Source organism: Acidovorax sp. Root219, from assembly GCF_001428665.1.
Taxonomy (GTDB): Bacteria; Pseudomonadota; Gammaproteobacteria; order Burkholderiales; family Burkholderiaceae_C; genus Acidovorax.
On the sequence record NZ_LMIJ01000001.1, the window covers coordinates 378,215 to 401,369 of the forward strand.

At 68.9% G+C, this 23,155-nt stretch carries 19 protein-coding genes; 14 read left to right on the forward strand and 5 right to left on the reverse strand.

The genetic code is table 11. The annotated features are described in order from the left end of the window. Positions 1-8: 8 nt before the first annotated feature. A complete protein-coding gene (locus ASE28_RS01840; protein ID WP_057264143.1) occupies positions 9-1,229 on the reverse strand; it encodes an efflux RND transporter periplasmic adaptor subunit in 1,221 nt (406 codons plus the stop codon). A gap of 158 nt (positions 1,230-1,387) precedes the next feature. On the opposite strand from ASE28_RS01840, the gene hpnC reads away from it, so the two are divergent. Beyond that, positions 1,388-2,290 (forward strand): squalene synthase HpnC, encoded by a 903-nt coding sequence (gene hpnC, locus ASE28_RS01845; RefSeq protein ID WP_057264145.1) that lies wholly within the window; start codon positions 1,388-1,390, stop codon positions 2,288-2,290. Between the two features lie 23 nt (positions 2,291-2,313). Here the strand turns inward: hpnC and ASE28_RS01850 are convergent, their stop codons facing one another. Next, positions 2,314-3,264, reverse strand: a complete 951-nt coding sequence (locus ASE28_RS01850) for a LysR substrate-binding domain-containing protein (RefSeq protein WP_235514336.1) — start codon at positions 3,262-3,264, stop codon at positions 2,314-2,316. A gap of 231 nt (positions 3,265-3,495) precedes the next feature. Here ASE28_RS01850 and ASE28_RS01855 point away from each other — a divergent pair, with 231 nt between their 5' ends. The 4 genes from ASE28_RS01855 (at position 3,496) to ASE28_RS01870 (ending at position 7,634) form a co-directional block, all read left to right on the forward strand. Next, positions 3,496-4,689, forward strand: coding sequence for an MFS transporter (locus ASE28_RS01855; protein ID WP_157421812.1), 1,194 nt, complete (start codon positions 3,496-3,498; stop codon positions 4,687-4,689). Positions 4,690-4,724: 35 nt separating this feature from the next. Then, a complete protein-coding gene (locus ASE28_RS31780; RefSeq protein WP_057264147.1) occupies positions 4,725-5,201 on the forward strand; it encodes a hypothetical protein in 477 nt (158 codons plus the stop codon). A gap of 380 nt (positions 5,202-5,581) precedes the next feature. Continuing rightward, a complete protein-coding gene (locus tag ASE28_RS01865) occupies positions 5,582-6,982 on the forward strand; it encodes an L-serine ammonia-lyase (protein WP_057264149.1) in 1,401 nt (466 codons plus the stop codon). Between the two features lie 73 nt (positions 6,983-7,055). Then, positions 7,056-7,634 carry a hypothetical protein gene (locus tag ASE28_RS01870; protein WP_057264151.1) on the forward strand — a complete coding sequence of 193 codons (579 nt, stop codon included), beginning with the start codon at positions 7,056-7,058 and terminating at the stop codon, positions 7,632-7,634. 117 nt (positions 7,635-7,751) lie between these two features. Here ASE28_RS01870 and ASE28_RS01875 read toward each other — a convergent pair whose 3' ends face one another. Beyond that, the gene (locus tag ASE28_RS01875) at positions 7,752-8,729 is read right to left on the reverse strand and encodes a tripartite tricarboxylate transporter substrate binding protein (protein ID WP_057200969.1); all 978 of its coding nucleotides are present in this window, start codon (positions 8,727-8,729) and stop codon (positions 7,752-7,754) included. A gap of 41 nt (positions 8,730-8,770) precedes the next feature. Continuing rightward, on the reverse strand, positions 8,771-10,132 hold the full coding sequence (locus ASE28_RS01880; RefSeq protein WP_057264153.1) for an FAD-dependent oxidoreductase: 1,362 nt from the start codon (positions 10,130-10,132) through the stop codon (positions 8,771-8,773). A 101-nt stretch (positions 10,133-10,233) separates the two neighbouring features. Here ASE28_RS01880 and ASE28_RS01885 point away from each other — a divergent pair, with 101 nt between their 5' ends. Together ASE28_RS01885 and ASE28_RS01890 are read left to right on the forward strand one after the other, a co-directional pair. Continuing rightward, the gene (locus tag ASE28_RS01885) at positions 10,234-11,118 is read left to right on the forward strand and encodes a LysR family transcriptional regulator (RefSeq protein WP_057264155.1); all 885 of its coding nucleotides are present in this window, start codon (positions 10,234-10,236) and stop codon (positions 11,116-11,118) included. A 102-nt stretch (positions 11,119-11,220) separates the two neighbouring features. Then, positions 11,221-11,652 (forward strand): hypothetical protein, encoded by a 432-nt coding sequence (locus tag ASE28_RS01890; RefSeq protein ID WP_057200972.1) that lies wholly within the window; start codon positions 11,221-11,223, stop codon positions 11,650-11,652. Between the two features lie 29 nt (positions 11,653-11,681). Here ASE28_RS01890 and ASE28_RS01895 read toward each other — a convergent pair whose 3' ends face one another. Continuing rightward, a complete protein-coding gene (locus tag ASE28_RS01895; protein WP_057264156.1) occupies positions 11,682-15,293 on the reverse strand; it encodes an AAA domain-containing protein in 3,612 nt (1,203 codons plus the stop codon). Between the two features lie 470 nt (positions 15,294-15,763). On the opposite strand from ASE28_RS01895, the gene ASE28_RS01900 reads away from it, so the two are divergent. The 7 genes from ASE28_RS01900 to ASE28_RS01930 all read left to right on the forward strand — a co-directional run bounded on the left by ASE28_RS01900 (position 15,764) and on the right by ASE28_RS01930 (position 23,078). Then, positions 15,764-16,660: an amino acid ABC transporter substrate-binding protein gene (locus ASE28_RS01900; protein ID WP_235516016.1), complete on the forward strand. Its 897-nt coding sequence runs from the start codon at positions 15,764-15,766 to the stop codon at positions 16,658-16,660. A gap of 128 nt (positions 16,661-16,788) precedes the next feature. Continuing rightward, positions 16,789-18,105, forward strand: a complete 1,317-nt coding sequence (locus ASE28_RS01905; protein ID WP_057264160.1) for an HD-GYP domain-containing protein — start codon at positions 16,789-16,791, stop codon at positions 18,103-18,105. 94 nt (positions 18,106-18,199) lie between these two features. Then, positions 18,200-19,039, forward strand: coding sequence for a presqualene diphosphate synthase HpnD (gene hpnD, locus ASE28_RS01910; protein WP_057264162.1), 840 nt, complete (start codon positions 18,200-18,202; stop codon positions 19,037-19,039). A 23-nt stretch (positions 19,040-19,062) separates the two neighbouring features. Further along, positions 19,063-19,896 (forward strand): hypothetical protein, encoded by an 834-nt coding sequence (locus ASE28_RS33405; RefSeq protein WP_157421814.1) that lies wholly within the window; start codon positions 19,063-19,065, stop codon positions 19,894-19,896. Beyond that, entirely contained in the window at positions 19,893-21,203 is a 1,311-nt protein-coding gene (gene hpnE / locus ASE28_RS01920) for a hydroxysqualene dehydroxylase HpnE (protein ID WP_057264165.1), read from the forward strand. Before ASE28_RS33405 ends, hpnE begins: the two co-directional genes overlap by 4 nt. A 149-nt stretch (positions 21,204-21,352) precedes the next feature. After that, positions 21,353-22,369, forward strand: coding sequence for a tripartite tricarboxylate transporter substrate binding protein (locus tag ASE28_RS01925; RefSeq protein WP_057264167.1), 1,017 nt, complete (start codon positions 21,353-21,355; stop codon positions 22,367-22,369). Positions 22,370-22,412: 43 nt separating this feature from the next. Then, positions 22,413-23,078 (forward strand): response regulator, encoded by a 666-nt coding sequence (locus ASE28_RS01930; protein ID WP_057200979.1) that lies wholly within the window; start codon positions 22,413-22,415, stop codon positions 23,076-23,078. Positions 23,079-23,155: the final 77 nt, after the last annotated feature.

Consider the following 23,155-nt stretch of genomic DNA (forward strand, 5'->3'; position numbering starts at 1 on the left):
GCGGGCCCTTACTTGGAAGCAGGGGCCGCAGACACGGGCGTCGCCGCTGGCGCGGGGGCCGCTGCAGCAGCAGGCAGCGCCACATTGCCGGCAGCCGTCTGCGCCTTGGCCGCAGGGGCACCGTTCGATTTGGGCTGGTAGATCATGACCTTCTGCCCGGGCGAAAGCACGTGCACGCCCGTGGCCACCACCTGCATGCCAGGGGTCAGGCCTGCGGCCACCACGGCATCGTTGCCGTCGGCCGTGGCGATCTGCACCACCTGTGATTTGACGGTGCTGGTGGCCGCGTCGTACACCCACACGGCCGTGGCCTGGCCCTCCTGGCGCAGCGCGCTGGTGGGCAGCTTGATGGCAACCACGCCGGCATGGCCCAGCGCCTTGGGCTGGGCGTACACCGTGGCGCCCAGCGCCGGTGCATCCTTGCCCTCGATGGCCACCTTGACCTGGAAGGTGCGCGTGGCCGCATCGGCACTGGCCGCCACCTCGCGCACCTTGCCGGCCAGCTCGGCACCGCCCGACCAGCCGCGCACGGCCACATCGGAGCCTACGGCGATCTGGGCCACCTTGTCCTCGGGCACGGCAAACACCACGTCGCGCGGGCCGTCCTGGGCAATGCGCACCACCGGCGTGCCGGCCGAGACGACCTGGCCCGGCTCAGCCTCGATGCCCGTGACCACGCCCGACACGTCGGACACCAGGCGCGTGTAGGCGGCCTGGTTGCCCTGCGACGACAGCTGCGCACGCGCCTGGTCCAGCGTAGCCTGCGCGGCCTTCAAGGTCGCGTCGCGGCGCTCCAGCTCGGCGCCGCTGATGAAGTTCTGGTCCTTCAGGGTCTGGTAGCGCTTGTAGTCGGCTGCCGCCAGGTCGCGCTGGGTGGTGGCCGAGGCCAGTTGCGCACGCGCCGAATCGGCCGCCAGCTGGTAGTCGCGCGGGTCCAGCTGGGCCAGCACGTCGCCCGCCTTCACGCGCTGGCCGAGCTCGGCCTGGCGCTGAACGATCTTGCCCGCCACGCGAAAGCCCAGGCGCGATTCCACGCGGGCACGCACCTCACCGGCGTATTCCACCTGCGACTGCAATGCTCCCACGCCCACCGTCATCAGCTTGACGGAACGCACCGGCTCCTCGGGCGGGGCCGGCCGCGAGCAGGCGGCCAGCACCAGGGCCGAGGCCGCCAGCAACAAAAACCTGGAGGGCCGGTGAATGGGCCGCGAAGCGGAGGGTGTGCGCATGGAAAATCCGGTGAATAAAAAGGGCAACACGAAGTTCGGCCAGCGCCTCCCCCACGACCGCCAGGGCGTTCAGGGTTAACACTGACAAAACAAGTTACTGACTGACTGGTTAGTAATCTATGAGAACGCCTGCGCCTTGTCAAGCGACAATCCACGCCGTGAATCCATCTCCCAACCCCCAGCCCGCCGCAGCCCCTGGTGCCGCCCCCTCGGCCGTCCCGGCCGTAGCCCCGCCGGTCACGCATTACGAAAATTTCCCCGTCGCATCGCTGCTGTGCCCGCCGCACCTGCGCCCGGTGATCGCCGCCATCTACGCTTTCGCACGCACGGCCGACGACATCGCCGACGAGGGCGATGCCCCACCCGCCGAGCGCTTGGCCGACCTGACGGCATTCAACGCCGACCTGCAGGCCATTGCCGAAGGCCGCGCGCCTTCGCACCGCTGGGCCGATGTGTTCGCGCCGCTGCAGGCCGTGCTGGTGAGCCACCACTTGCCCGTGCCCCTGCTGGCCGACCTGCTCAGCGCCTTTGCCCAGGACGTGGAAAAGACCCGCGACGCCGACGGCTACGCCGACCGCACCGAGCTGCTCGATTACTGCCGCCGCTCGGCCAACCCCGTGGGCCGGCTGCTGCTGCACCTGTACGGCGTGGACGGGAACGAGGCCCTGTCGCAGAGCGACGACATCTGCACCGCGCTGCAGCTGGCCAACTTCTGGCAGGACTTGAGCGTGGACATACCGCGCGGGCGCCACTACCTGCCGCGCGAGGACTGCGCCGCCCACGGCGCCTGCCAGGCCGAGCTGCTGGAGCTGCGCAGCACGCCGGAGAACGCGCGCCTCATCCTGGGCGTGGCCGCCTGGGCCCGCGCCAGCATGCTGCGCGGCGCGCCGCTGGTGCACCGCCTGCCCGGCCGCGCAGGCTGGGAGCTGCGTCTGGTGGTACAAGGCGGCCTGCGCATCCTGGACAAGGTGCAGGCCCTCAGGGGCGCCAGCCTGCACACGCGCCCCAAGCTCAATCCCTGGGACTGGTGCGTGATGCTGGGGCGGGCGCTGGTGATGTAAGCGGTCAATGCCCGGCGGGCGGCTCAGGCCACCGCCAGCCAGTCGCAGAACGCCACCGACGCCGCATCCTGCGCGGCGCGTGGCGAGAGCATCCAGTAATACTTCTTGTCGCCCGAGAGCAGCTGCGGGAAAGGCATGGCCAGCAACCCGCTGGCCAGCGCCTCGCCCAGGAAACGCGGGTTGCCCAGCGCCACGCCCAGGCCCTGGATGGCGGCCTGCACGCTCAGGTGGGCATGGTCGAACACCAGGTCGCCGGCGGGCTGGATGTCCTGCGTGCCCGCCTCCTGCAGCCACTGCTGCCACACCAGCGGGGTCGAGCGGCTGTGCAGCAGCGTGTGCCGCGCCAGATCGCGTGGCGCCTGGATGGCCTTGGCGCCCGCCAGCAGCGCGGGGCTGCACACGGGGGTGAGCACATCGGGAAGAAACGCACCCGCACGGATGCCGCGCCAGGGTGTGCGCTGCTGCAGCAGCGCCAGTTCGCCATCGGCAAAGCAGCGGATCGAGACGTCATAGTCCGCCGGCTCGAAGTCCAGATGCCCCACCGTCGTGACGAGCTGCACATCCAGCCCCGGCATCTGCGCGCAGAACGCCGCCAGGCGCGGGATCAGCCACTGCGTGGCGAAGGTGGAGGTGGCATTCACCGCCAGCGTGTTGCGTCGCGTGGGCCGCTTGATGCCGGCGGTGGACCGGGCCATCAGGTCCAGCGCGCTGGTCAGCCCCGGCAGGTAGGCAGCGCCCGGCGGCGTGAGCGCCAGGCCCCGCCCCTCGCGCTGCACCAGGGCCACGCCCAGCCATTCCTCCAGCGCCTTGATTTGGTGGCTGACGGCGCTTTGCGTCACCGACAGTTCGTGCGCGGCCTGCGTCACGCTGAGCAGCCGGCCTGCCGCCTCGAAGGCGCGCAGCATGTTCAGCGGCGGCAGGCGGCGGGGCGAGCCCGGGACGGCGTGACCATTTTTGGCATGAGCTGGTTTCATGAGTTTGCGAATTATTGTCGATAGTCTTCCGTAGCGCCACTGCGTAGCATCGGCCCCATGCAAGGACACAACTGGTTAGATTTGCTCATCATGTGCCGGGCCTGCGACATGCCTGCGCAACGGCCCGCCCGGCCACCACCGGTGCAAAGCCCTCCCGCCAGCCCAGGGCATGGTCGCAGCGTCATCGCCCCGCCATCCAACGGCGCCACACTGGCTATCCCCCTGCCCACCATGACGGCTTCCAGCGCAAGCACAACCGCACCGATCTCTGCCACGGCCCCGGCACGCCCTTTGGCCTCCAGCCGGGCAGCGGCGCACGCCACGCGCGTGGCCTTCTTCATCAGCGGCTTTGCCATGGCGGCCTGGGCGCCGCTGGTGCCCTTCACCAAGGCACAGCTGTCCCTCCACGAGGCCACACTCGGCCTGCTGTTGCTGTGCATGGGCGCAGGCTCCATCGTCTCCATGCCGCTGGCCGGTGCGCTCAGCGCGCGCTGGGGCTGCCGGCGGGTGCTGGTGGCGTCCGCGCTGCTGGTCTGCGCCAGCCTGCCGCTGCTGGCCCTGGCGCCCACGGCGCCCTGGCTGGGCGTGGCGCTGTTCCTGTTCGGCGCGGGCATCGGCGGGCTGGGCTGCGCGGGCAACATCCAGGCCATCCTCGTCGAGCGGGCCAGTGGCCGGCCCATGATGTCGGGCTTTCACGGGCTGTTCAGCCTGGGCGGTGTGGCAGGGGCCGGCGGCATGATCGTGCTGCTGGGTGTGCTGGGTACCTCGCTGGGTCAGGCCACCGCCGCCGTGGCGGCCGTGGTGCTGGCACTGCTGGCGCTGGCGGCACCACATTTCCTGGCCGGCGGCGGCGCGCAGAGCGGCCCGGCCTTCGCCCGCCCCACGGGCGTGGTCTTGTTCATCGGCACGCTGTGCTTCATCCTCTTCCTGGCCGAGGGCGCCATGCTGGACTGGAGCGCCGTGTTCCTCACCCAGGTGCAGGGCATGCCCGCCGAGCGCGCGGGCCTGGGCTATGCCGCCTTCGCCACGGCCATGACGGTGGGCCGCCTCACCGGGGACCGCTGGGTCCGCCGCATAGGCCCGCAGCGCACGGTGCTCACAGGCGCCCTGCTGGCCGCTGCCGGCCTGGGGCTGGCCACGCTGGCGCCCACCTGGCCTCTGGCCCTGCCCGGTTTTGCGCTGGTGGGCCTGGGCTGCTCGAACATCGTGCCGGTGCTGTTTTCACTCGCTGGCAGGCAGCACGCCATGCCGGAGAGCCTGGCGGTTCCCGCGATTGCCACCATGGGTTATGCCGGCGTGCTCATGGGCCCGGCGCTGATCGGCTTCGTGGCGCACGGCACCAGCCTGGTGGCCGCCTTGCTGCTGCTGGCGGGTCTGCTGGGGGCCGTGGCCGCCAGCGCCCGCCGTCTGGGCACGCTGGACTGACGGAACGAACACAACGCGACCCGAATCACAACACCATGGCCATCGATTGCAGCACCGCCCCGCCCGCCGCCAGCCTGACCGCGACAGCACCGCGCGTGGTGGCCCGGTTGCGTGTGGGCGTGCGCCACGCGCCCACCTCGCTGTGCGTGCGCATCACCTGCCTGAACACCGCTGCAACACCCTCGCCCGCACAGGATCTGGAGCACAGCCTGGCCCAGGTGCTGGCCGCCGCCGACCGCCTGCTGCGCGAGGCCGGCAGCCACAGGCACCGCACCCTCTCGTGCGAGCTGTTCGTGCGCGAACCCGCCCGCATAGCGGACGCCAGGCGCATGGTGTGCAGCTGGATGGCCGGCGGCCTGGCCCGCCAGCAGGTGTCACCACCGGCGGTGCACGCCCATTCGCTGGCACGGCCACAGCCCCCTGCGGCCGGCGCGGCAGGCCAGGCGGCTGCGGCACCCCTGGTTGAAATTGCACTGGTGCTGGCGCACAGGGCAGACAGCAGCGCTGTGTAAGAAACATTCATGGGCGGCAAGCCAGGCCAGCGACGCCTTGTCAAGACGCACCGTGATGGCCTGAGACTGTTGTGGAGGATCAACAAGTTGCTATCCAAGGCATAGCAATCGACGGCAGCCACAGGCCTTGCCCCCGTGCCCGGTCTAACCGCTCAGGGATAACGCGTGTGCTGCCACGGTGCCGTGCGGTTAGCCTCGCCCCCACTCCAGCGCCAAGAGTGCTGGCTGTGCGAAGACGCATGTTGTCTTGTTCATGATCGACCGGCCAGCGATGGCGCCACCCGCGCCATCGCTGTCTTCTTCGTGTATGGGCCGGCGGCATGCGGCCGTCGCTGTTGTTCACGGAACCCACCGGTATCCCATTGAAGGCACAGCACCCCATGTCCGTCAGCGTTTTCGACCTCTTCAAGATCGGCATCGGCCCCTCCAGCTCGCACACCGTGGGGCCCATGATCGCGGCGCGGCAGTTTGCCTGCCACCTGCAGGCCACGGTGGGCCTGGCGGCGGTGCACAGCGTGGTGGTGGAGCTGTTCGGCTCGCTCTCGGCCACCGGCGTAGGCCATGGCACCGACACCGCCGTGCTGCTGGGCCTGGCCGGGCATGAGCCCGACCGCATCGACCCCGACCAGATAGCCCCCACCATTGCCCAGATCCGCGCCAGCCGCAGCCTGGCCCTGCTGGGCGAGCACGCCGTGCCCTTCGTCGAAAAGGAGCACCTGCTGTTTCGCCGCCGCAGCCTGCCCTTGCACCCCAACGGCATGGCCTTCCACGCGCTGGATGCCAACGGCGTGAAGATCGCCGAGCGCGAGTACTACTCGGTGGGCGGCGGCTTCGTGACGGATGCGGCGGGCGAGCGCGTGCTGAACTCGGCAGCGGCATCCGGGCCCGGCGCCGCCGGGCACGGCAACGGCCTGCCCTACCCCTTCAGCACCGGGGCCGACTTGCTGGCCCAGTGCCAGGCCACCGGCATGGCGGTGGGTCAGATCATGGTAGCCAACGAACTGCACTGGCGCAGCGCCGCCGAGTTGCGCCGCCAGTTGCTGGCCATCTGGCACACCATGGCCCGTGCCGTGCAGCGCGGCTGTGCGGCCACCGGCACCCTGCCCGGCCCCATGCACGTGCGCCGCCGCGCGGCCGAGCTGCACAAGAGCCTGAACACCCAGTCCGAAGCCGCCCGGCGCGACCCCTTGTCGATGATGGACTGGGTGAACCTCTACGCCATGGCCGTCAACGAGGAAAACGCCGCCGGTGGCCGCGTGGTGACCGCGCCCACCAACGGCGCGGCCGGCGTGATCCCGGCCGTGCTGCAGTACTACGTGAACTTTCTGCCCGGCGCGGATGAGGAGGGCATCGCCACCTTCCTCCTCACCGCCGGTGCCATCGGCATCATCTACAAGAAGAACGCGTCGCTGTCGGGCGCCGAGGTGGGCTGCCAGGGCGAGGTGGGCGTGGCCTGCTCCATGGCCGCCGGCGCCCTGGCCGCCGTGATGGGCGGCAGCCCCGAGCAGGTGGAAAACGCCGCCGAGATCGGCATGGAGCACAACCTCGGAATGACCTGCGACCCCGTGGGCGGGCTGGTGCAGATACCCTGCATCGAGCGCAACGCCATGGGCGCCATCAAGGCCATCAACGCCGCGCGCATGGCCTTGCGCGGCGACGGCCAGCACGTGGTCTCGCTCGACAAGGTGATCAAGACCATGATGCAGACCGGCGCGGACATGAAGGTCAAGTACAAGGAGACCTCGCGCGGCGGGCTGGCGGTGAACGTCGTCGAGTGCTGAAGCCCGGTAGCCGCCCCCTACTCCGGTAGGGTTCTCAGGGATCGGACGGGCCCACAGAATCGGGCTTTTTGCCATGACCTCACTGTTCCCTGCCACTTCACCCACCGCCTTTGCAACCTGCCTCTCGCTGATCGCCATCACCGCCGCACTGGCCGGCTGCGGAGGCGGGAGCGATGACGCCCCGCAGCTGGACGTGGCCCTGCTCGCGGGCGACTGGCAGCACCAGGGTTGCCATGTGGTCAGCAGCAACCTGAGCCAGCGCAGCGTTATGCGCATGGTGCGCCAGGAGACCACGCTGTTCACCCAAACCTATGGTGCGTTGACCTACACCAACGGCGACTGCACGGGCAGCGGCACGGTGGGGGACTTCTCGCCGGAAACTGCCAACCAGCTTGCGGCACGCCGCACGGCGTCCACCGGCTCCCTGGCCATCTTCTGGGGGTACTGGACCCGTGATCCGGCCGACAGCCCTCCCTACGGCCGGTGGGTGCTCACGGGCGATTTCATGTGCCCTGCGTTCTACGGCACCTTGACCATTTTCCCCTCGCCGCCGCCCCCGGAGCCGCACACCTACTACGACCTGGAAATCGCCACACGCCAGACCGACGAGATGCTGCAGCGCAGGGCCTGCTTCACGCGCATGCCCGCGTGAAGGCGTCTTTCGTGCGCCACCAATGCACCGGATCCAGATGAGCCCATACCCGTGCAGTGGGGAGGGCAAGGGAGCCCAACCCTTCCCGCCGAGCCCCCGGGCAGATGTGGCGGGCCCCTACTCCAGCCGGATCCCCCGGGCCGTGATGATGCCGCCCATGATCGCGGCCTCGTCCTTGACGCGGCTGACCAGGCCGTCCGGTGCCGTGCCCACGGCCTGCCAGCCCTGGTTGAGCAGCTTCTCGCGGGTTTCAGCGCTGCGCATGATGCGGGGGACCTCGGTATTCAGCCGGTCCTGCGCCGCCCTGGAGAGCCTGGACGGGCCCACCAGGGCGGTCCACACTTCCAGGTGGAAGTCGCGCACGCCCGCATCGGCCAGCGAAGGCACTTCGGGCGCCACGGTGCTGCGCCCACCCGCAAGACCGATGGCCCGGAGCTTGCCGGCCCGCACCTGCGGCATGGCGATGCCCGGGGGCACCAGCGCCATCTGGATCTCGCCCCCCAGCAAGCCGGTGATCACTTCGGGGTTGCCCTTGAACGGTACGTGCATGGGTGCCAGACCCTTGGACCTGGTCTTGAGCACCTCCATGCCCAAGTGCCCCACCGAGCCGTTGCCGACCGATCCGTAGTTCCACCGGTCCCCATTGCGTGCCGCTGCGGCGAAGAAGGCAGCCCCATCGGGCTCCTTCGCGGGCGCCACCAGCACCAGGGGTGCCGTGGCCAGCAGGGAGAGATAGCTGAAATCCTTCGCGGGGTCATAGGGGAGTTTCGGGTACAGCATCCTGGCCGAGGTCAGATTGCCATTGATGACGATGCCCAGCGTGTGGTCGTCCGTGGCCTTGGCCACCTGGTCCGCAGCGATGTTGCCCGACGCCCCGGCCTTGTTTTCGACGATGACGGCCTGCCCCAGCACCCTGGACAGCGGCTCGGCCAGGCTGCGCGCCACGATGTCCGGGCTCGACCCGCCCGGGAATCCGACGAGGATGCGCACCGTCTTTGTGGGCCAGGCAGAAGTCGCCTGGGCCTGCGCCAGAGGAGGTACAAGAGCGTTGCATGCAGCGGCCAGTGCCGCCATGTTCAGGCTGCGTCTTTTCATGGATTGTCTCCAGGGGGTTCTTGTTGGAATAGGGAGGGATGTCAGGCCGCGTCGCGGCCCAGGTAGGCGCCGTCGGCTTCCAGCCGCTGCTGCAGGGTCTTGACCGGCAGGTCGCGCGGACGGACGCCACCCCGGACTGCCAGCGCGGCGGCAGTACCCGCCGCCTGGCCCATCACGAAGCAAGCCCCCGATACGCGCGCAGCTGATTGGCCCATGTGGGTCATCGATGCACACCGGCCCGCGACCAGCAGGTTGTCGACCTGCAGCGGCAGCAGCATGCGGTAGGGCAGATGGTTGAAGCCGCGGCTATTCGGGATGTCCTGCCACTTGAAGGCAATGTTGCCGGCGAGGTGCTCCTCGATCATCCAGCCGTTGACGCCGATGCTGTCGTCAAAGCTCGCGCACTGCAGCACGTCTTCCTCGGTCAACTGGTACTCGCCCAGCACGCGGCGGGTTTCGCGCACGCCGACCTGCGGTGCGATCTCCAGCAGGTAGGCGTTCTGAAAGCCCGGCGCGCATTCGCGCAGGAACTGGAAGAAGTCGACGATCTGGCGCCGTCCCTGCACCTCCGCATCGCTGAGCTGCGCGGCATTCGTGCCGTCCACCGGGCTGCCATCGGCATTGGCCAGTTGGGTCACGTTGGCACGCCACTCCGCAGGGTTCTTCTGCGGGCGGATGATGGGCGTCTTGCGCGGGAACCTGCGCCCGCGCTTTTCGGCCTCGTCCATCAGTTGGCCGAAGTGGTTGTAGGCATCGCCCGCCTGCGCCGCATCCACTCCGTTGACCCGGAACATGGTCGAGGGGTACATCATGCCGTGCCCGTCGGTGCCTTTCTCGAAGGGCGCGTCGGCAAACGCCGCCAGGTCCCCATCGCCCGTGCAGTCGATGAAAACCCGGGCCAGCACGGCGTAGCGCCCGGACTTGGTTTCGATCAGTGCCGCACGGATCTCCTGCGGCCCGTTCATCAGCACCCCGACCAGGGTGGCGTGGAACAGCAGCTGCGCGCCGCTGGCGAGCACCAGATCGTCCGCAGCCACCTTGAACGCGGCGTTGTCATAGGCCTGGGCCGCGATCTTGTTGCCAAAGAGCACATGCGGCTCGTTGAGGCCTCCGAGGGCGCCGATGCGTGCCAGCAGGTCATCGGCAACGCCATGCACCACCCGCTCGATGGTGCCGTGCACATTGGCATGCAGGCCGCAGAAGTTCGTCACGCCTGCGGCCGTGCCCATGCCCCCCAGGAAGCCGTAGCTTTCGACCAGCAACGTGGACTGGCCGGTCCGCGCCGCAGCGGTGGCCGCTGCAATGCCCGCAGGCCCCCCTCCGAGCACAACGACATCGTATGCACCCCAGACGGGCGTGTTGCGGCTGGGTTCGGTCAGGGTGGCGGGCTGGGCGTCTTGCATGGGTCTGTCTTTCGTGGATTGCAGGGTTGCCCGAATGCTAGGTTGCAGGCACTATTGCGCCAATACCATGGCGTCAATACCTCCAAACGCAAATCCAAATAATGGACCTGAAACTGCTGACCGTTTTTGACGAGGTCTACAAGACACGCAGCGTGTCGCGTGCGGGGGAGAACCTGGGCATTGCGCAGTCCTCCATCAGCATCGCGCTGGCGCGGCTGCGGCGGCATTTTGGCGACCCGCTGTTCGTGCGCACGTCGGAGGGCATGCTGCCGACGCCCCACGCCACCTCGCTGGTGGAGCCGGTTCGCCAGGCACTGGAGCTGCTGCGCGGGATCACCCGGCAGCGGGCCGTCTTCGATCCGTCCAGGGCGCAGCGCACCTTTCGCATCTGCATGACCGACATCACCCACCTGGCACTGCTCCCGTCACTCATCAACCGCCTGGGAGACATCGCCCCCGGGATCAACGTGCAGATCACGCACATCTCGGGGCAGACGCCCAAGATGCTCGAGTCCGGCGAGGCCGACCTGGCGGTGGGTTTCATGCCACAACTGGAAGCCGGCTTCTACCAGCAGAAGCTTTTCGACCAGGACTTTGCCTGCGTGGTGCGCAGCCAGCACCCACGCATCCGCTCGCGCCTGTCGCCGGCGATGTTCAAGCGCGAGAGGCACGTGGTGGTCACCGGGGCGGGCACGGGCCAGAGCCTGGTGGAGGAAGAGCTCGAACGGCTCGGCATAGAACGCAACGTGGCCTTGCAACTGCCCAACTACCTGGGCATCGGCGCGTTGGTCGCCAACACGGACCTGGTGGTGACCGTGCCCCAGCGCCTGGCGGAAACCCTGGTGCGCATCGCCGACGTCAAGGCCCTGGCACCGCCGTTCGCGCTGCCGGTCTTTGCCATCAAGCAGCACTGGCACGACCGCTACCAGCAGGACCCGGCCAACCGGTGGCTGCGGTCCGTAATTTCCGATCTGTTTCTGGAGTAGCGGTGGGAAGCCGTGGTACCGGGAGACGATGGCACCCACCCAGTCCGGCCCCAGGCACACGTGCCAGGACAGGCCGGATAATCAACCAACCAAGGAAGCCCCATGTCCAACAGCCAGTTCGCTTTCATCCAACGCCAGTCCGTTCCCGACCGCGCCACGCTGCAGGCCTCGCTGGACCGGCTCGGGTTCGACCTGCAACTGCACCCGGACTTCACGCGCTTCGATGACTCGGGCTTTCTACCCTTCACGCTCAATGGCACAGAAGGCCCGGGGTTCGAGATCCACTACAGCGAGGCGCAGGATGTGGTGGGGGACGACGAGGACTTCGCCGCCATTGCCGGTGGCCGCGACTACTGCATCACCATGACCTGGGGTGGCCGCATGAAGGACCTGGCCTGCGTGATGATGGTCAGCTGCGCACTGGCCCAGGACTTCGGCGCGGCGGTGTCGTACGAGGGGGAGGAACCCTCGCCACTGGAGGAGATGCTGCACACCGTGCAGGTGGCGCTCAAAGAGGCGGCGAAAGAGAAATAAGCGAACAAGCAGGCAGGCTGCCGCCCTCACTACGCGAACGGCCTCTTGGGCACCTGCCGGGCCAGCTCCGCAAAATGGCCCACGCTGCCCCAGGCGGTGCGCGAGCCCACCACATACAGCCGCGATTTCGCGCGCGAGGCCATGACGTTGAGGATATTGGGCACACCGCCAGCCCACTGCCGGGCGCCCTTTTCGCCCGCCATGGGGGCGCCCAGCACCGCGATCACGGCCTCGGCTTCCTTGCCCTGGAAGGTGTGGATGGTGCCCACGCGCTCGTCGAGCCATTTGCGCGCATCGACCCCGAAGAGTTCGAACAGCTGGGGCTCGGCGCGCAGCAGCAGGCGCATTTCCTGCGCCACCACGCGGAAGGGGCAGATCACGTAGATGTCGGGGTGCTGCACGCCGGCGCGGGCCAGCTTGCGCAGCATGCGCATGACCACCTGGCCTTCTTCGGCGCTCCACTTGGGGGCGCTGGCGGTGGAGCTGGTGTCGGGGTCGAACCACGCGGAGGGGCCCAGCACGTCAGCGACATCGCCCACGCTGTCAGGCCCCATGGCCGGCACCATGCGGTTGTCGTAGGCAATCGCGTTGGACACGCCGAACATGGGCTCCTGGAAGCGGCGGCGCACCAGCAGCGGCAGGCCCACCACGCGGGTGCCGTCGGGCGTGCTGAAGCGCGCCTGGATGGCGCTGGCGCTGTCGGCCAGGGTCTGCACGGATGCCTGGGGGGCGCACCACAGGCTGCGGTCCACGCGCTGCTGCAGGGCGATCTGGTTCACCAGGTTCTCGGGGATGGTGACCACGGGCGGTATCTGCAGCGTATCGCCCACGATGACGGCGCGCCGGGCGCGCATGAGCGCGCCCACCGCCGCCTGGGGCGTGGCCTGCCCGGCTTCGTCCACCAACAGCCAGCCGAACGATGCGGGAGCCAGGTCGCCCAGCATGCGGTGCACGGACGCGAAGGTGGTGGCCACCACGGGCACCACCAGGAACAGGCTGGACCACAGGTCGGGCAGCAACTGGCGCCGGGCCGCGTCCTGGAAGGTGCCGGACTGCAGGGCGGCCATCAGCACACCCAGGTTGTGCTCCATCTTGTGGGCGGCCACGGTGACGAAGGCCTTGTGCACCTCCAGCGCGGCGATGAACAGTTTCTCGCGCTCCTTGTGGATCTGGTCGTTGAGCCAGGGCATGGCCAGGTTCCAGGCCTCGTGGCCGCGATCAAAGAAGGATTCGTCGACGAAGCGGTCACCGATGCGGGCGTACGCCTCCTTGAGCATGGCGCCCAGATTCTCTTCCTCGCGCTGCGCGGTTTCGAGCTGGGCGTTGACCATGCCCAGTTCTTCGGCAAACCCCTTTTGCCGCTGCGCTGCCGTTTCCAGCGTGGCCTGCACCTGGGCTTCGGCGCGCACGGCCTCGCGGTGGACGCCTTCGCGCGCAGACGCTTCGGACATCCAGCGCCGAAACGCCTCCGAGACGAACACCCGCGCCGAGACACCAGGGCGGGCCGCCTGCAGGGCCTGCAGCTCGCGCTCGGCCGCCACGACGGCGGCGCGGGCCTTGCTGGAGCCCTCGATGGCCAGGGCGTAAGCGGCTGCCGCCGTGCTCAGCGACTGGGCGGTGGCCTTGTGCCTGACGTGCAGCTGGCTGATGTCATCGTGCAGTCGGGTCAGCCGGGGGGCCAGTGTCCGCGCCTCTTCCAGCCGGGCAAGAATGGCCTCGACCGAATGCTTGAGCTCGATGAACGACTTGCGCGCCCGCTTCCACTGCTGCTGTGCCGCATCGCCGCTGAGCGGCCGCTCGGCCGCGACGATGCGGGGCGCCACCATGCGGGGCGCCTGGCCCTCTGCGGCGGGCTCCGGCCGCGACACGTCCAGCCCGCGCGCCGCCTTGAGGTAGGTCGCAAAGCCGAAGTCCTCGTGCAGCCAGAACCGCTGGCGGAAATCCCGGCGGTTGCGGCTGTTGCCGAGCGCGGCGGCCATCAGTCCCCACGGCTGGTCGGCGGGGTCGGCTGGGAAGTTCTTTTCCTCGCCATACAGCAAGGCCCTGGCGGTGGAGGAAAAGTACCGGGGGCCGGGCTCGATGCTGCGGCCGGCGGGCAGCTCACGGCTGACGTTTTCCACTGCCTTGTTGTTGCTCGATGCGACGAGCACCTCGAAGCCCTTGATCCGCGGGTCCAGCCCATGCAGGTGGAGAAACTCCCCATCGCCCACCTGGAACCGCTGGCCGGTCGGGATGAACGCCTTGTTCGGATCGTCGAACTCCACCAGCCGGGCTGCACGGCTCTCCACGCAATGGGCCACCAGGTCGCGCAGCAGGGTCATCTTGCCGGTGCCCGGGGGGCCGTTCACCGCCAGGATGCCCTGCCTGTCACCGGCAAATTCGCTGCGCGCAGCGTTCACGGCGGCCTGCTGCAGCGTCACCACCGGGTGGCTGCCCCGGCTGGGCCAGCGCGCTGGCGGAAAGCGCGCGGGGGCAATCAGCGCGGCAATGCCTGCGGTGTCCTTGAGCAAATCGACTGCTGGCGCGGGCTTCAGCACGGACAGGTAGCGCAGCAGGGTTTCGGGCGCGGTCCCGGCATCCACCATGGCGCGCGCCGTGGCCAGGTCGTCGAGGTAGAACGAGTTGATGGGCGGCAAATCCGGCGCGCCCTCCAGCTTGGGGTGGCGGTACAGCCGCGCCACGAAGCTCGGTGGCAGCACATGGTCGGCGCGCAGGCCCAGGGTGCTGCACAGCCAGGCATGGATGTCGTGGATCGCCCTCAGGTCCAGCGGCAGGGGCCGCCCCCCGCCATCCACCCGCACGAGGCGCTGGTGCAGTTGCTCGCGCAGCAGCCGTTCGGCATCGGGCCAGCGTGCGAGCGTGCCGGCCTTGCCGCGCAGCACCGCAGGCACGCCCCACGCAAAGCTGGAGATGGAAACGGTGTCGGGGCCAGCGGGCAGGCCGTCCTGGTCCACGATGGCCATGGCGATCGGCGCCCGGTGCCTTTGAAAGGTGCGCGTCTCCTCGTCCTTGCCGAACGAGGCCAGCAGGTCGGTCATGCACATTTCCATGCTGACCTCGCCCAGCACCACCAGGTAGAACAGCCTGAACGGCGGCTTGTAGGACTGCTCGCCCCGCTGCCACGGCAAGGGTTCGCCATCGACCTTGGCGATGGCCGCACGGTCGCCGCCGACGAGCGTTGCCGGGTCGGTGTAGGCCAGTGGGGCCAGCACCTCCAGCGACAGCCAGGACGACAGGATGGCGTGGGCCGAGTCTTGCACGGCGTGCGCTGGGGCGGCGGGCGCCAACTCCAGTACAGCCAGGGCGGCCCCGGCCTCGGCATCGCCGGACCGCGCCGCGCCAGGGGTGGCTGCGGCCGCCGGGGTATCGGCGGCCCCCCCCGCCGGCCGGACCGATGCGCCAGGCAAGGAAAGGGAGAACGGTGCCCGGTCCACAGCGCCTGCCTGTCCGTCGGTCAGCGGGGCGCTGCCAGGCAGCGCAGCAGGGGCCGGCTGGCGAAAGGCAGCGCCTGCGCGGCGATGGGGCTTTTTGGCGGGAATGGCATTGGCAACCTCTTTCGTACCCTGTGTGGCTTCGTGCGGCGCTGGCAGATCGGCAAGGTCCTTCCCGGCATCGGGGTGGTTGGCGTGGGGGGAGGACATGGCTATCAAAAAATGCGCGCAGCCAAGCATGTTACATGCGGTAGCCCGGCGCTCCCAGTGCTTTGCCGATGCAGTGGCTGGTTCAGGTGCCAGGCCGCCACAAAAACCCGGCGCGCAGAGGCATCCCGGCTAGAACCGACAAGCCCAGGGTGGCCCCCTGAGCAGCAGGGGTTGCGCCCGGCAAGACCGGTGGTCCGCAGCCAGGCGTTCTGCCGATGAACTACCCCGGAACGACAAATGCGTCGTGTCCGCTCACTGGTATCACAGCAATCAAGCGCAGCCAGCCCGCCATGTGGCGCAATGCCGACGCCTGGGCAGCGAGAAAGTGGTAAACCTGCTTGAGCCCCATCACAATCCGCGCACTGCTGGGCTAGCCCATGCAATGCCCACAAGGCATGTTTTGGGGTGCGCGTCTTCGGGCGCCTTTTTTCATCGGGCATCCACCCGACTCCTTTTCTTCTCTTCCTTCCATGAAATCTGTTTCGATGCTGCGCCACGTGGCGCTGATGGCGGCCCTGTTGCTGGCCAACGCCCCTGCCTGGGCTGAGGACACGCTGGCGCGCATTGCCAGCTCGGGCGAGCTGCGCCTGGGCCACCGCGAAAAGTCGCTGCCCTTTTCGTACAAGGACGCCGCGAGCGGCAAGGTGCAGGGCTACACGGTGGACATCTGCCTGCAGATCTATGAGGAGATCAAGAAGGAGTTGAAGCGCCCGGACCTGAAGCTCAAGTACTTGCTGGTGGACGGCAAGAACCGCATCAGCGACGTGAAGGACAACGTGGTGGATCTGGAGTGCGGCGGCACGGCCAACACGGCGGCGCGGCAAAAGGAGATTTCCTTCAGCCACCACATCTTCGTGGCATCGTCGGCCTTCCTGGTGCGCAAGAACTCGGGCATCAAGACGCTGGACGATCTGCAGAACAAGAAGATTGCCGTGCAGGGCAAGACCACCAACGAGAACCTGCTCAAGGCCAATGAGCGCACCTTCAACCGCAAGTTCAACTACGTGGCGGTGGACAGCACGCTGGACGCCGTGAACGCGCTGGCCAAGGGCGAGGCCGACGCGGCCTTTGCCGACGATGCGGGCATCTGGATACCGCTGACGCGCCTGGGCAAGTCCATGGACGACTACCAGTTCCTGGACAAGCGCCTCTCGGTGGAGCCCTACAGCATCGGCCTGCGCCGCGAGGACCCCAAGTTCAAGGAACTGGTGGACCGCGTCACGCGCCGCATGATCCAGGGCGGCGAAATGCTGACGCTGTACAAGCGCTGGTTCAGCTCGGACCAGGGCACGCTGCCGATGAGCATCTTCATGAAGGAGGCACTGCGCCGGCCCAGCGACATCGGGGTCGAGCAGATAGCATTCTGATTCCGCCAAAATGACGGGAGGCTTGATCAGCGTCAAGCCCACTCTCACTTCCTGACATCTGGCCAAATTCAGACGGGCAATGGACTCTGGTCGTTTTATAGTCGATAGTAATAATTTGTAGCTATTGCATGACGACGACAGATCCTCTTTTGACCACCGATGTGGACACGGGCGACAGCCCCCACTACCTGCGCGCGCTGACCGACATGGCCGACGAGCGCACGGTGGTGGCCGGAGCTGCCATCTACACCGACAACGGGATCAAGCTGGTGGAAAAAGGCGCGCGCATCGACAGCCGCCTGTACGACCGCTTGGTACAGCACAAGCTGCGCGAGCCCATCGACAAGCACCTGACCATCGACAACCCCGTGACGGTGGAGGCCCTGATTGCCACCGGCCAGGAGCTGGCGGCGCAGGATGTCTTGGTCAATCTGCTGGCCGAGGCCATCGGCTCCGCCGTGCGCCTGCTGGCGCCGCTGCGCACCTTGCCGTTGCCAGGGCCCGTTGCCTGCAAGCTCACGGTGATGCGCGACAAGCGGCCCGAGCTGTACCAGCATGGCCTGCGCATGATGATGGTGGCGGTTTTCCTGGGCCTCAAAACGGGCATGCCCGAGCGCGATTGCGCCACGCTCGCCGCTGCCGCACTGCTGCACGACCTGGGCGTGCTGCACATGGACCCGGCCTGGAACGACCCCGATTTCAAGGCGGTGGGCGTGCAGCGCAAGCACCTGGTGGCGCACCCGATCACCGGCATGCTCATGGTGCGCGACACCAACGCCTATCCCAAGGCGGCCGAGACGGCCGTGCTGGAGCACCACGAGCGCATGGACGGCAGCGGCTACCCGCGCGGTCTGGCGGGGGCCGACATCTCTCCCATGGGCCGCATCCTGCTGCTGGCCGAGGTGGTGGCCGGCTTCTACGAAAAATACGAGGACATGCCGGCGCAGCGCCTGTCGCTGGTGCTGCGGCTCAACCACCGCAAGTTCCCGGCCGCCCTGGTGGTGCACATATTGCCGCTGCTGCAGGAAGAGGTGGCCCGCGAGTCGGCCCTGATGCCACTGGGCGACGATGCGCCCCGCCAGGCCGGGCTGCTGGCCGAGGCCTTCATCAAATGGGACGAGCTCAAGACCGCCCTGCCCCCGCCCGTGCTCAAGGCCATGGCCCCCAGCAGCGCGTTTGCGTTTGCCGACGCACGGCTGATGGCACTGCAGAAGGCCTTGGTGGAAGCCGGCTCCCACCCCCAGCACCAGGCGGACCTGATGGCCCAGTTGCAGGGCGACGCGATAGGCCTGGCCGAGGTCGCCCTGGTGGGCCGCGAAGCGCTGTTCCAGTTGCAGAGCGTGCTCAATGCCTGCCACCGCCGTTGGCCCGAGCTGGCGGCTCGCACCAACCCGGGCGATGCGGCCGTGGCCAACTGGTGCGACTGGGCCGTGGAGCGGCTGTAGCGCCCCATGGGCCTCGCCGCGCAAAAACCATAGCCGTGCAACAACCCACCAGCCTGCGCTGGGTACCCTCCCTGGCATGGGACAATCGCTCCCCATGACACCGCAGCAGTACGTACAACAAAAAGCCGTCGCCTCAGGAAGCAGCTTCTACTACGCCTTCCTGTTCCTGCCGGCGCCCCGGCGCGCGGCCATCACGGCGTTCTATGCGTTCTGCCGCGAAGTGGACGACGTGGTGGACGAAGTGAGCGATGCGGGCGTGGCCCGCACCAAGCTGGCCTGGTGGCAGGCCGAGGTGGCCAAGGCCTATGCCGGCCAGCCCACCCACCCCGTGATGCAGGCACTGATGCCGCAGGCGGCGGACTACGGCATCGAGCAGCGCCACCTGCAGGCCGTGATCGACGGCTGCCAGATGGACCTGGAGCAGACGCGCTACCTGGATTTTGCCGGCCTGGCCCAGTACTGCCACCTGGTGGCAGGCATCGTGGGCGAGGTCACGGCGCGCATCTTCGGGCAGACGGACGAGCGCACCACGCAGTACGCCCACACCCTGGGCCGCGCCTTCCAGCTGACCAACATCATCCGCGACGTGGGCGAGGACGCGATGATGGGTCGCATCTACCTGCCGGTGTCGGAGCTGCAGCAGTTCGACGTGAAGGCGCACGAGATCCTGAAGCGCCAATACTCCGACCGCTTCACGGCGCTGATGAAGTTCCAGGCCGAGCGCGCGCACCGCACCTACGACGAGGCCCTGGCCCTGCTGCCCGACGCCGACCGCCGCGCACAGAAGCCCGGGCTGATGATGGCCAGCATCTACCGCACGCTGCTGCGCGAGATCGAGCGCGACAACTTCCAGGTGCTGCACCAGCGCATCCGCCTCACACCACTGCGCAAGTTCTGGCTGGCGTGGAAGGTGCAGGCGCTGGGGCGCATGTAGTCCACCGCCACGGGAAACCCGCCATGAACCGGTCTGTGCCCCCCTCACCCCTGCAGCGCCTGGCCGGTGCTGCCTTGCTGGCTCTCGCCCTGGGCAGCGCCGCCCTGCCCCCGCCTGCACACGCCTTCTGGGGCCTGCTGGGCAAGGCCGCCAGCGGTGCCGGCAAGGCAGCCGGTGGCACTGCGGGCAAGGCCGCCGGGGCTGCGGGTGCGGCCGGGGCCGCCGGGGTGGCGGGCGAGGCAGCCACCGCAGCCGGTACGGCCGGCAAGGCCGCCGCCGCCGGGGCGGGTGCCGCCACGCTGGCCGATGATGCAGCCCGGGCCGGCGGCAAGGCGGCCGGAACCGCCGACGCCGCAGGCGGCGCGGCCCACGGGTTCAGCGCCGTCAACGCCGCGCTGCCGCCCGAGGTGGCCATGTACCTGGCCAAGCCCGCCGCCAGCCTGACGGGCGGCGACACGGCGGCCATGATGGGCCTGTACCAGCGCATGGTGGCGCAGGCGGGCAAGACCGGCGATTTCAGCGTGATCGAGCGCATGCCCCAGGTACATGGGGCCAAAACGCTGCCACAGCCCACCCACCCCGTGCCGGTGCCGGTCAAGGCCGTCGCCACGGCACAGCCAGCACCGGCCGCAGCGGCCTCCTCGCCATCGGCGGCCGCCGAGATGAGCCTGGCCGGGCTGCGCCTGCTGGCGCATGCCGCATCGGCCGGCCACCGCGCAGCGCAGAATGAATTGCGCGATCGCTGCACCGACCCCGCCGTGCTGCGCACCGCACCGGCCGATGTGCAGTCCGCCTGCAAGGCAGCCGCGACCCGCTCCACGGCCGCCCCCGCCAAGCCCCGGCCTGCGGCCACATGAAGGTCGCCGTCATCGGCGCCGGCTGGGCCGGCATGGCCGCAGCCATCGCACACGCGCAGGCCGGCCACGCCGTCACCGTGCTGGAGGCTGCGCGCACCGTGGGTGGGCGCGCCCGCGCCGTGCAGGCCACCCTGCCCGACGGCACGCCCGCCACGCTGGACAACGGCCAGCACATCCTCATCGGCGCCTACACCGAAAGCCTGCGCCTGATGCGCCTGGTGGGCGTGGATGCGGGTACCGCCCTGCTGCGCCTGCCGCTCACGCTGCAGTTCCCCGACGGCACGGGCCTGGCCCTGCCCGACCTGGCTCCACCCCTGGACGCCTTGCTCGGCATCGCGCGTGCGCGCGGCTGGCGATGGCGCGACAGGCTGGCACTGCTGCGCGCGGCCAGCGGCTGGCAACTGGGTGGCTTTCGCTGCGCGCCACACACCTCGGTGGCGCAGCTGTGCGCCGGCCTGCCCCAGCGGCTGATCGCCGAGTTCATCGAACCGCTGTGCGTTTCGGCCCTCAACACCCCCGCCCACGAAGCCAGCGGCCAGGTGTTTCTGCGCGTGCTGCAGGACAGCCTGTTCAGCGGCCGCGGCGGATCGAACCTGCTGCTGCCGCGCGTGAACCTGGGCGCACTGTTCCCCGAAGCCGCAGCACACTGGCTGGCAGCGCAGCACGGCGGTGCGGTGCATGCCGGGCAGCGCGTGCAGGGCATCGCGCAGCAGGCCGATGGCCGCTGGGAAGTGCACGGCACGGACTTCGCCGGCCCCTACGACCACATCACGCTGGCCTGCCCGCCCTGGGAGGCCAGCCGCCTCATCGCCGGCGCCACGGGCCTGCCAGCGGCGCGCGATGCAGCGCGCCAGCAGTGGTGCGCTGCGGCCGATGCGCTGCGCTTCGAAGCCATCACCACCGTTTATGCGCATGGCGCAGGGGCGCGCCTGGCGCAGCCCATGCTGGCGCTGCGCAACACGGCAGAACACCCCGCGCAGTTCGTGTTCGACCGCGGGCAGCTCGACGGCCTGCACGGTGTGCTGGCCTTCGTGGTGAGCGCCAGCACCGGCGAGCGCGCGGTGGTCACCGAACAGGTGCTGCGCCAGGCCGCCGAGCAGTTGGGATTGCCATCGCTGCAGCCCCTGCAGACCGTGGTGGAAAAGCGCGCCACCTTTGCCTGCACGCCCGGCCTGGCACGCCCCGGCATGCAGGTGGCGCCGGGCCTGGTGGCCTGCGGCGACTATGTGGACGGACCCTACCCCGCCACGCTGGAAGGTGCGGTGCTGTGCGGCACGGCAGCTGCCGCACTGGCCCCGGCGCATTGATGACCACCTCGGGAAAACCCCGAGACGATATGCACCCTGCAGGCCCAGGATGGGCCCCGACTGACAGCATTCCGAAAGCCGCCTGGCGCCACCATCGGCGCAGGCCATTTTTCTTTCGAGCCGCTTTGCTTTTGACGGAGACAACCCCCATGCATGCATCCGACCACCACGATCCATCCTCCCTGGACGCACGGCGCCGCCAGTTCCTGGCCGCCACAGGCGCACTGGGCCTGTCCGGCCTGCTGCCCGGCATGGCCCAGGCGCAAGCCACGTGGCCCGCCAAGTCCATCCGCTTCGTGGTGCCCTTCGCACCCGGCGGCAGCTCGGAGATCGTGGCCCGCTCCACAGCGGCCGAGCTCTCCAAGACCCTGGGCCAGAGCGTGTTCGTGGACAACAAGCCCGGCGCAGCGGGCAACATCGCCATGTCCGAAGTGGCGCGCGCCGAAGACCAGCACACCCTGATTCTGGGCCACATCGGCACGCTGGCGGTGAACCCGTACATCTTCGACAAGCTGCCCTACGACCCGAACAAGGACTTCAAGCCCGTGAGCCTGCTGGCCAAGGTGCCCAGCCTGTACGTGGTGCACCCCGACGTGCCGGCCAAGAACCTGCGCGAGTTCATCGCCTACGTCAAATCCAAGCCCGGCAAGCTGAGCTATGGCTCGGCCGGCAACGGCAGCGCCGGCCACCTGGCGTTCGAATACCTCAAGATGACGGCCGACGTGTTCATGCTGCACGTGCCCTACCGCGGCACCGGCCCGATGCTGACCGACCTGCTCTCGGGCCGTGTGGATGCCTCGGCCGTGGGTGCGGCGGCCATCCTGCCGTTCATCAAGTCGGGCAAGGTGCGCTGCATCGCCACTGGCTCGGCCAAGCGCCTGCCGCAGCTGCCGGACGTGGGCACGGTGGCCGAGCAGGGCTTCCCCGGCTTCGAGATGACGCAGTGGTACGGCATGCTGGCCCCGGCCAACCTGGCGCCCGCCAACCTCGAGAAGCTGGCGGCCGAAACCGCCAAGGCCGTCAAATCGCAGGGCTCGCTGGATCGCCTGAACGCCGACGCGGCCGAAGCCATTGGCGATACGCCAGCGCAGTTCGCGCAGTTCATTGCGGCCGAGCAGGCGCGGTGGAAGAAGGTGCTCTTGCGCGCCAAGGTGAAGCCAGACTGAGAACCCCGCCGCACTGCCGGCGCACGGGTAGCATCCCACCACCATGCGCATCCTTCTGGCCGAAGACGAACACACCCTGGGCACCTGGCTGAGCCGGGCGCTGGAGCACGCGGGCATCCAGGTGGAATGGGTGACCGACGGCCGCCTGGCCGACCGCGCGCTGCAGCAGCGCGACCACGATGCCCTGGTGCTGGACCTGGGCCTGCCCGGCCTGGACGGCCACGCCGTGCTGCAGCGCCTGCGCGCGCGCGACCAGCGCCTGCCCGCGCTGATCCTGACCGCCCGCGACTCACTCGACGAGCGCGTGCGCTCGCTCAACGCCGGGGCCGACGACTTCCTGGCCAAGCCCTTCGAGCTGGCCGAGCTGGAGGCCCGCCTGCACGCCCTGGTGCGCCGCGCGCGCGGCACCGAGCACCCGCGCCTGGCCTGCGGGCCGCTGGTGTTCGATGGTGCGCGCAAGCAGTTCGTGCTGCATGGCGAGCCGCTGGCCTTGTCACCGCGGGAGCAGGCGGTGCTCAGGGTGCTGGTGCAGCGCAGTGGGGAGCCGTTTTCCAAGCAGCAGATTCTGGAGCGGGTGTTTTCGGATGATGAGGATGTGCATCCCGAAGCCGTCGAGGTGTTTGTGCATCGGTTGAGGAAGCGGTTGGATGGGAGTGGGGTGAGGATCACTACGCTGCGTGGGTTGGGGTATGCGTTGGAGCAGGAGTGATGGCTTCTGCTCATTGGCTATGGTTGCTGCATGCTTTGCTTGAGGGCGGAGGCCGGGTCTCGGCCCGGCGGCCGAGG

Bases quoted from the DNA above. Each gene is read 5' to 3' on its own strand.
- ASE28_RS01840 (WP_057264143.1), bottom strand. From the start codon at position 1,229: ATGCGCACACCCTCCGCTTCGCGGCCCATTCACCGGCCCTCCAGGTTT.
- ASE28_RS01850 (WP_235514336.1), bottom strand. From the start codon at position 3,264: ATGAAACCAGCTCATGCCAAAAATGGTCACGCCGTCCCGGGCTCGCCC.
- ASE28_RS01855 (WP_157421812.1), top strand. From the start codon at position 3,496: ATGACGGCTTCCAGCGCAAGCACAACCGCACCGATCTCTGCCACGGCC.
- ASE28_RS31780 (WP_057264147.1), top strand. From the start codon at position 4,725: ATGGCCATCGATTGCAGCACCGCCCCGCCCGCCGCCAGCCTGACCGCG.
- ASE28_RS01865 (WP_057264149.1), top strand. From the start codon at position 5,582: ATGTCCGTCAGCGTTTTCGACCTCTTCAAGATCGGCATCGGCCCCTCC.
- ASE28_RS01870 (WP_057264151.1), top strand. From the start codon at position 7,056: ATGACCTCACTGTTCCCTGCCACTTCACCCACCGCCTTTGCAACCTGC.
- ASE28_RS01875 (WP_057200969.1), bottom strand. From the start codon at position 8,729: ATGAAAAGACGCAGCCTGAACATGGCGGCACTGGCCGCTGCATGCAAC.
- ASE28_RS01880 (WP_057264153.1), bottom strand. From the start codon at position 10,132: ATGCAAGACGCCCAGCCCGCCACCCTGACCGAACCCAGCCGCAACACG.
- ASE28_RS01885 (WP_057264155.1), top strand. From the start codon at position 10,234: ATGGACCTGAAACTGCTGACCGTTTTTGACGAGGTCTACAAGACACGC.
- ASE28_RS01890 (WP_057200972.1), top strand. From the start codon at position 11,221: ATGTCCAACAGCCAGTTCGCTTTCATCCAACGCCAGTCCGTTCCCGAC.
- ASE28_RS01895 (WP_057264156.1), bottom strand. From the start codon at position 15,293: ATGTCCTCCCCCCACGCCAACCACCCCGATGCCGGGAAGGACCTTGCC.
- ASE28_RS01900 (WP_235516016.1), top strand. From the start codon at position 15,764: ATGAAATCTGTTTCGATGCTGCGCCACGTGGCGCTGATGGCGGCCCTG.
- ASE28_RS01905 (WP_057264160.1), top strand. From the start codon at position 16,789: ATGACGACGACAGATCCTCTTTTGACCACCGATGTGGACACGGGCGAC.
- hpnD (WP_057264162.1), top strand. From the start codon at position 18,200: ATGACACCGCAGCAGTACGTACAACAAAAAGCCGTCGCCTCAGGAAGC.
- ASE28_RS33405 (WP_157421814.1), top strand. From the start codon at position 19,063: ATGAACCGGTCTGTGCCCCCCTCACCCCTGCAGCGCCTGGCCGGTGCT.
- hpnE (WP_057264165.1), top strand. From the start codon at position 19,893: ATGAAGGTCGCCGTCATCGGCGCCGGCTGGGCCGGCATGGCCGCAGCC.
- ASE28_RS01925 (WP_057264167.1), top strand. From the start codon at position 21,353: ATGCATGCATCCGACCACCACGATCCATCCTCCCTGGACGCACGGCGC.
- ASE28_RS01930 (WP_057200979.1), top strand. From the start codon at position 22,413: ATGCGCATCCTTCTGGCCGAAGACGAACACACCCTGGGCACCTGGCTG.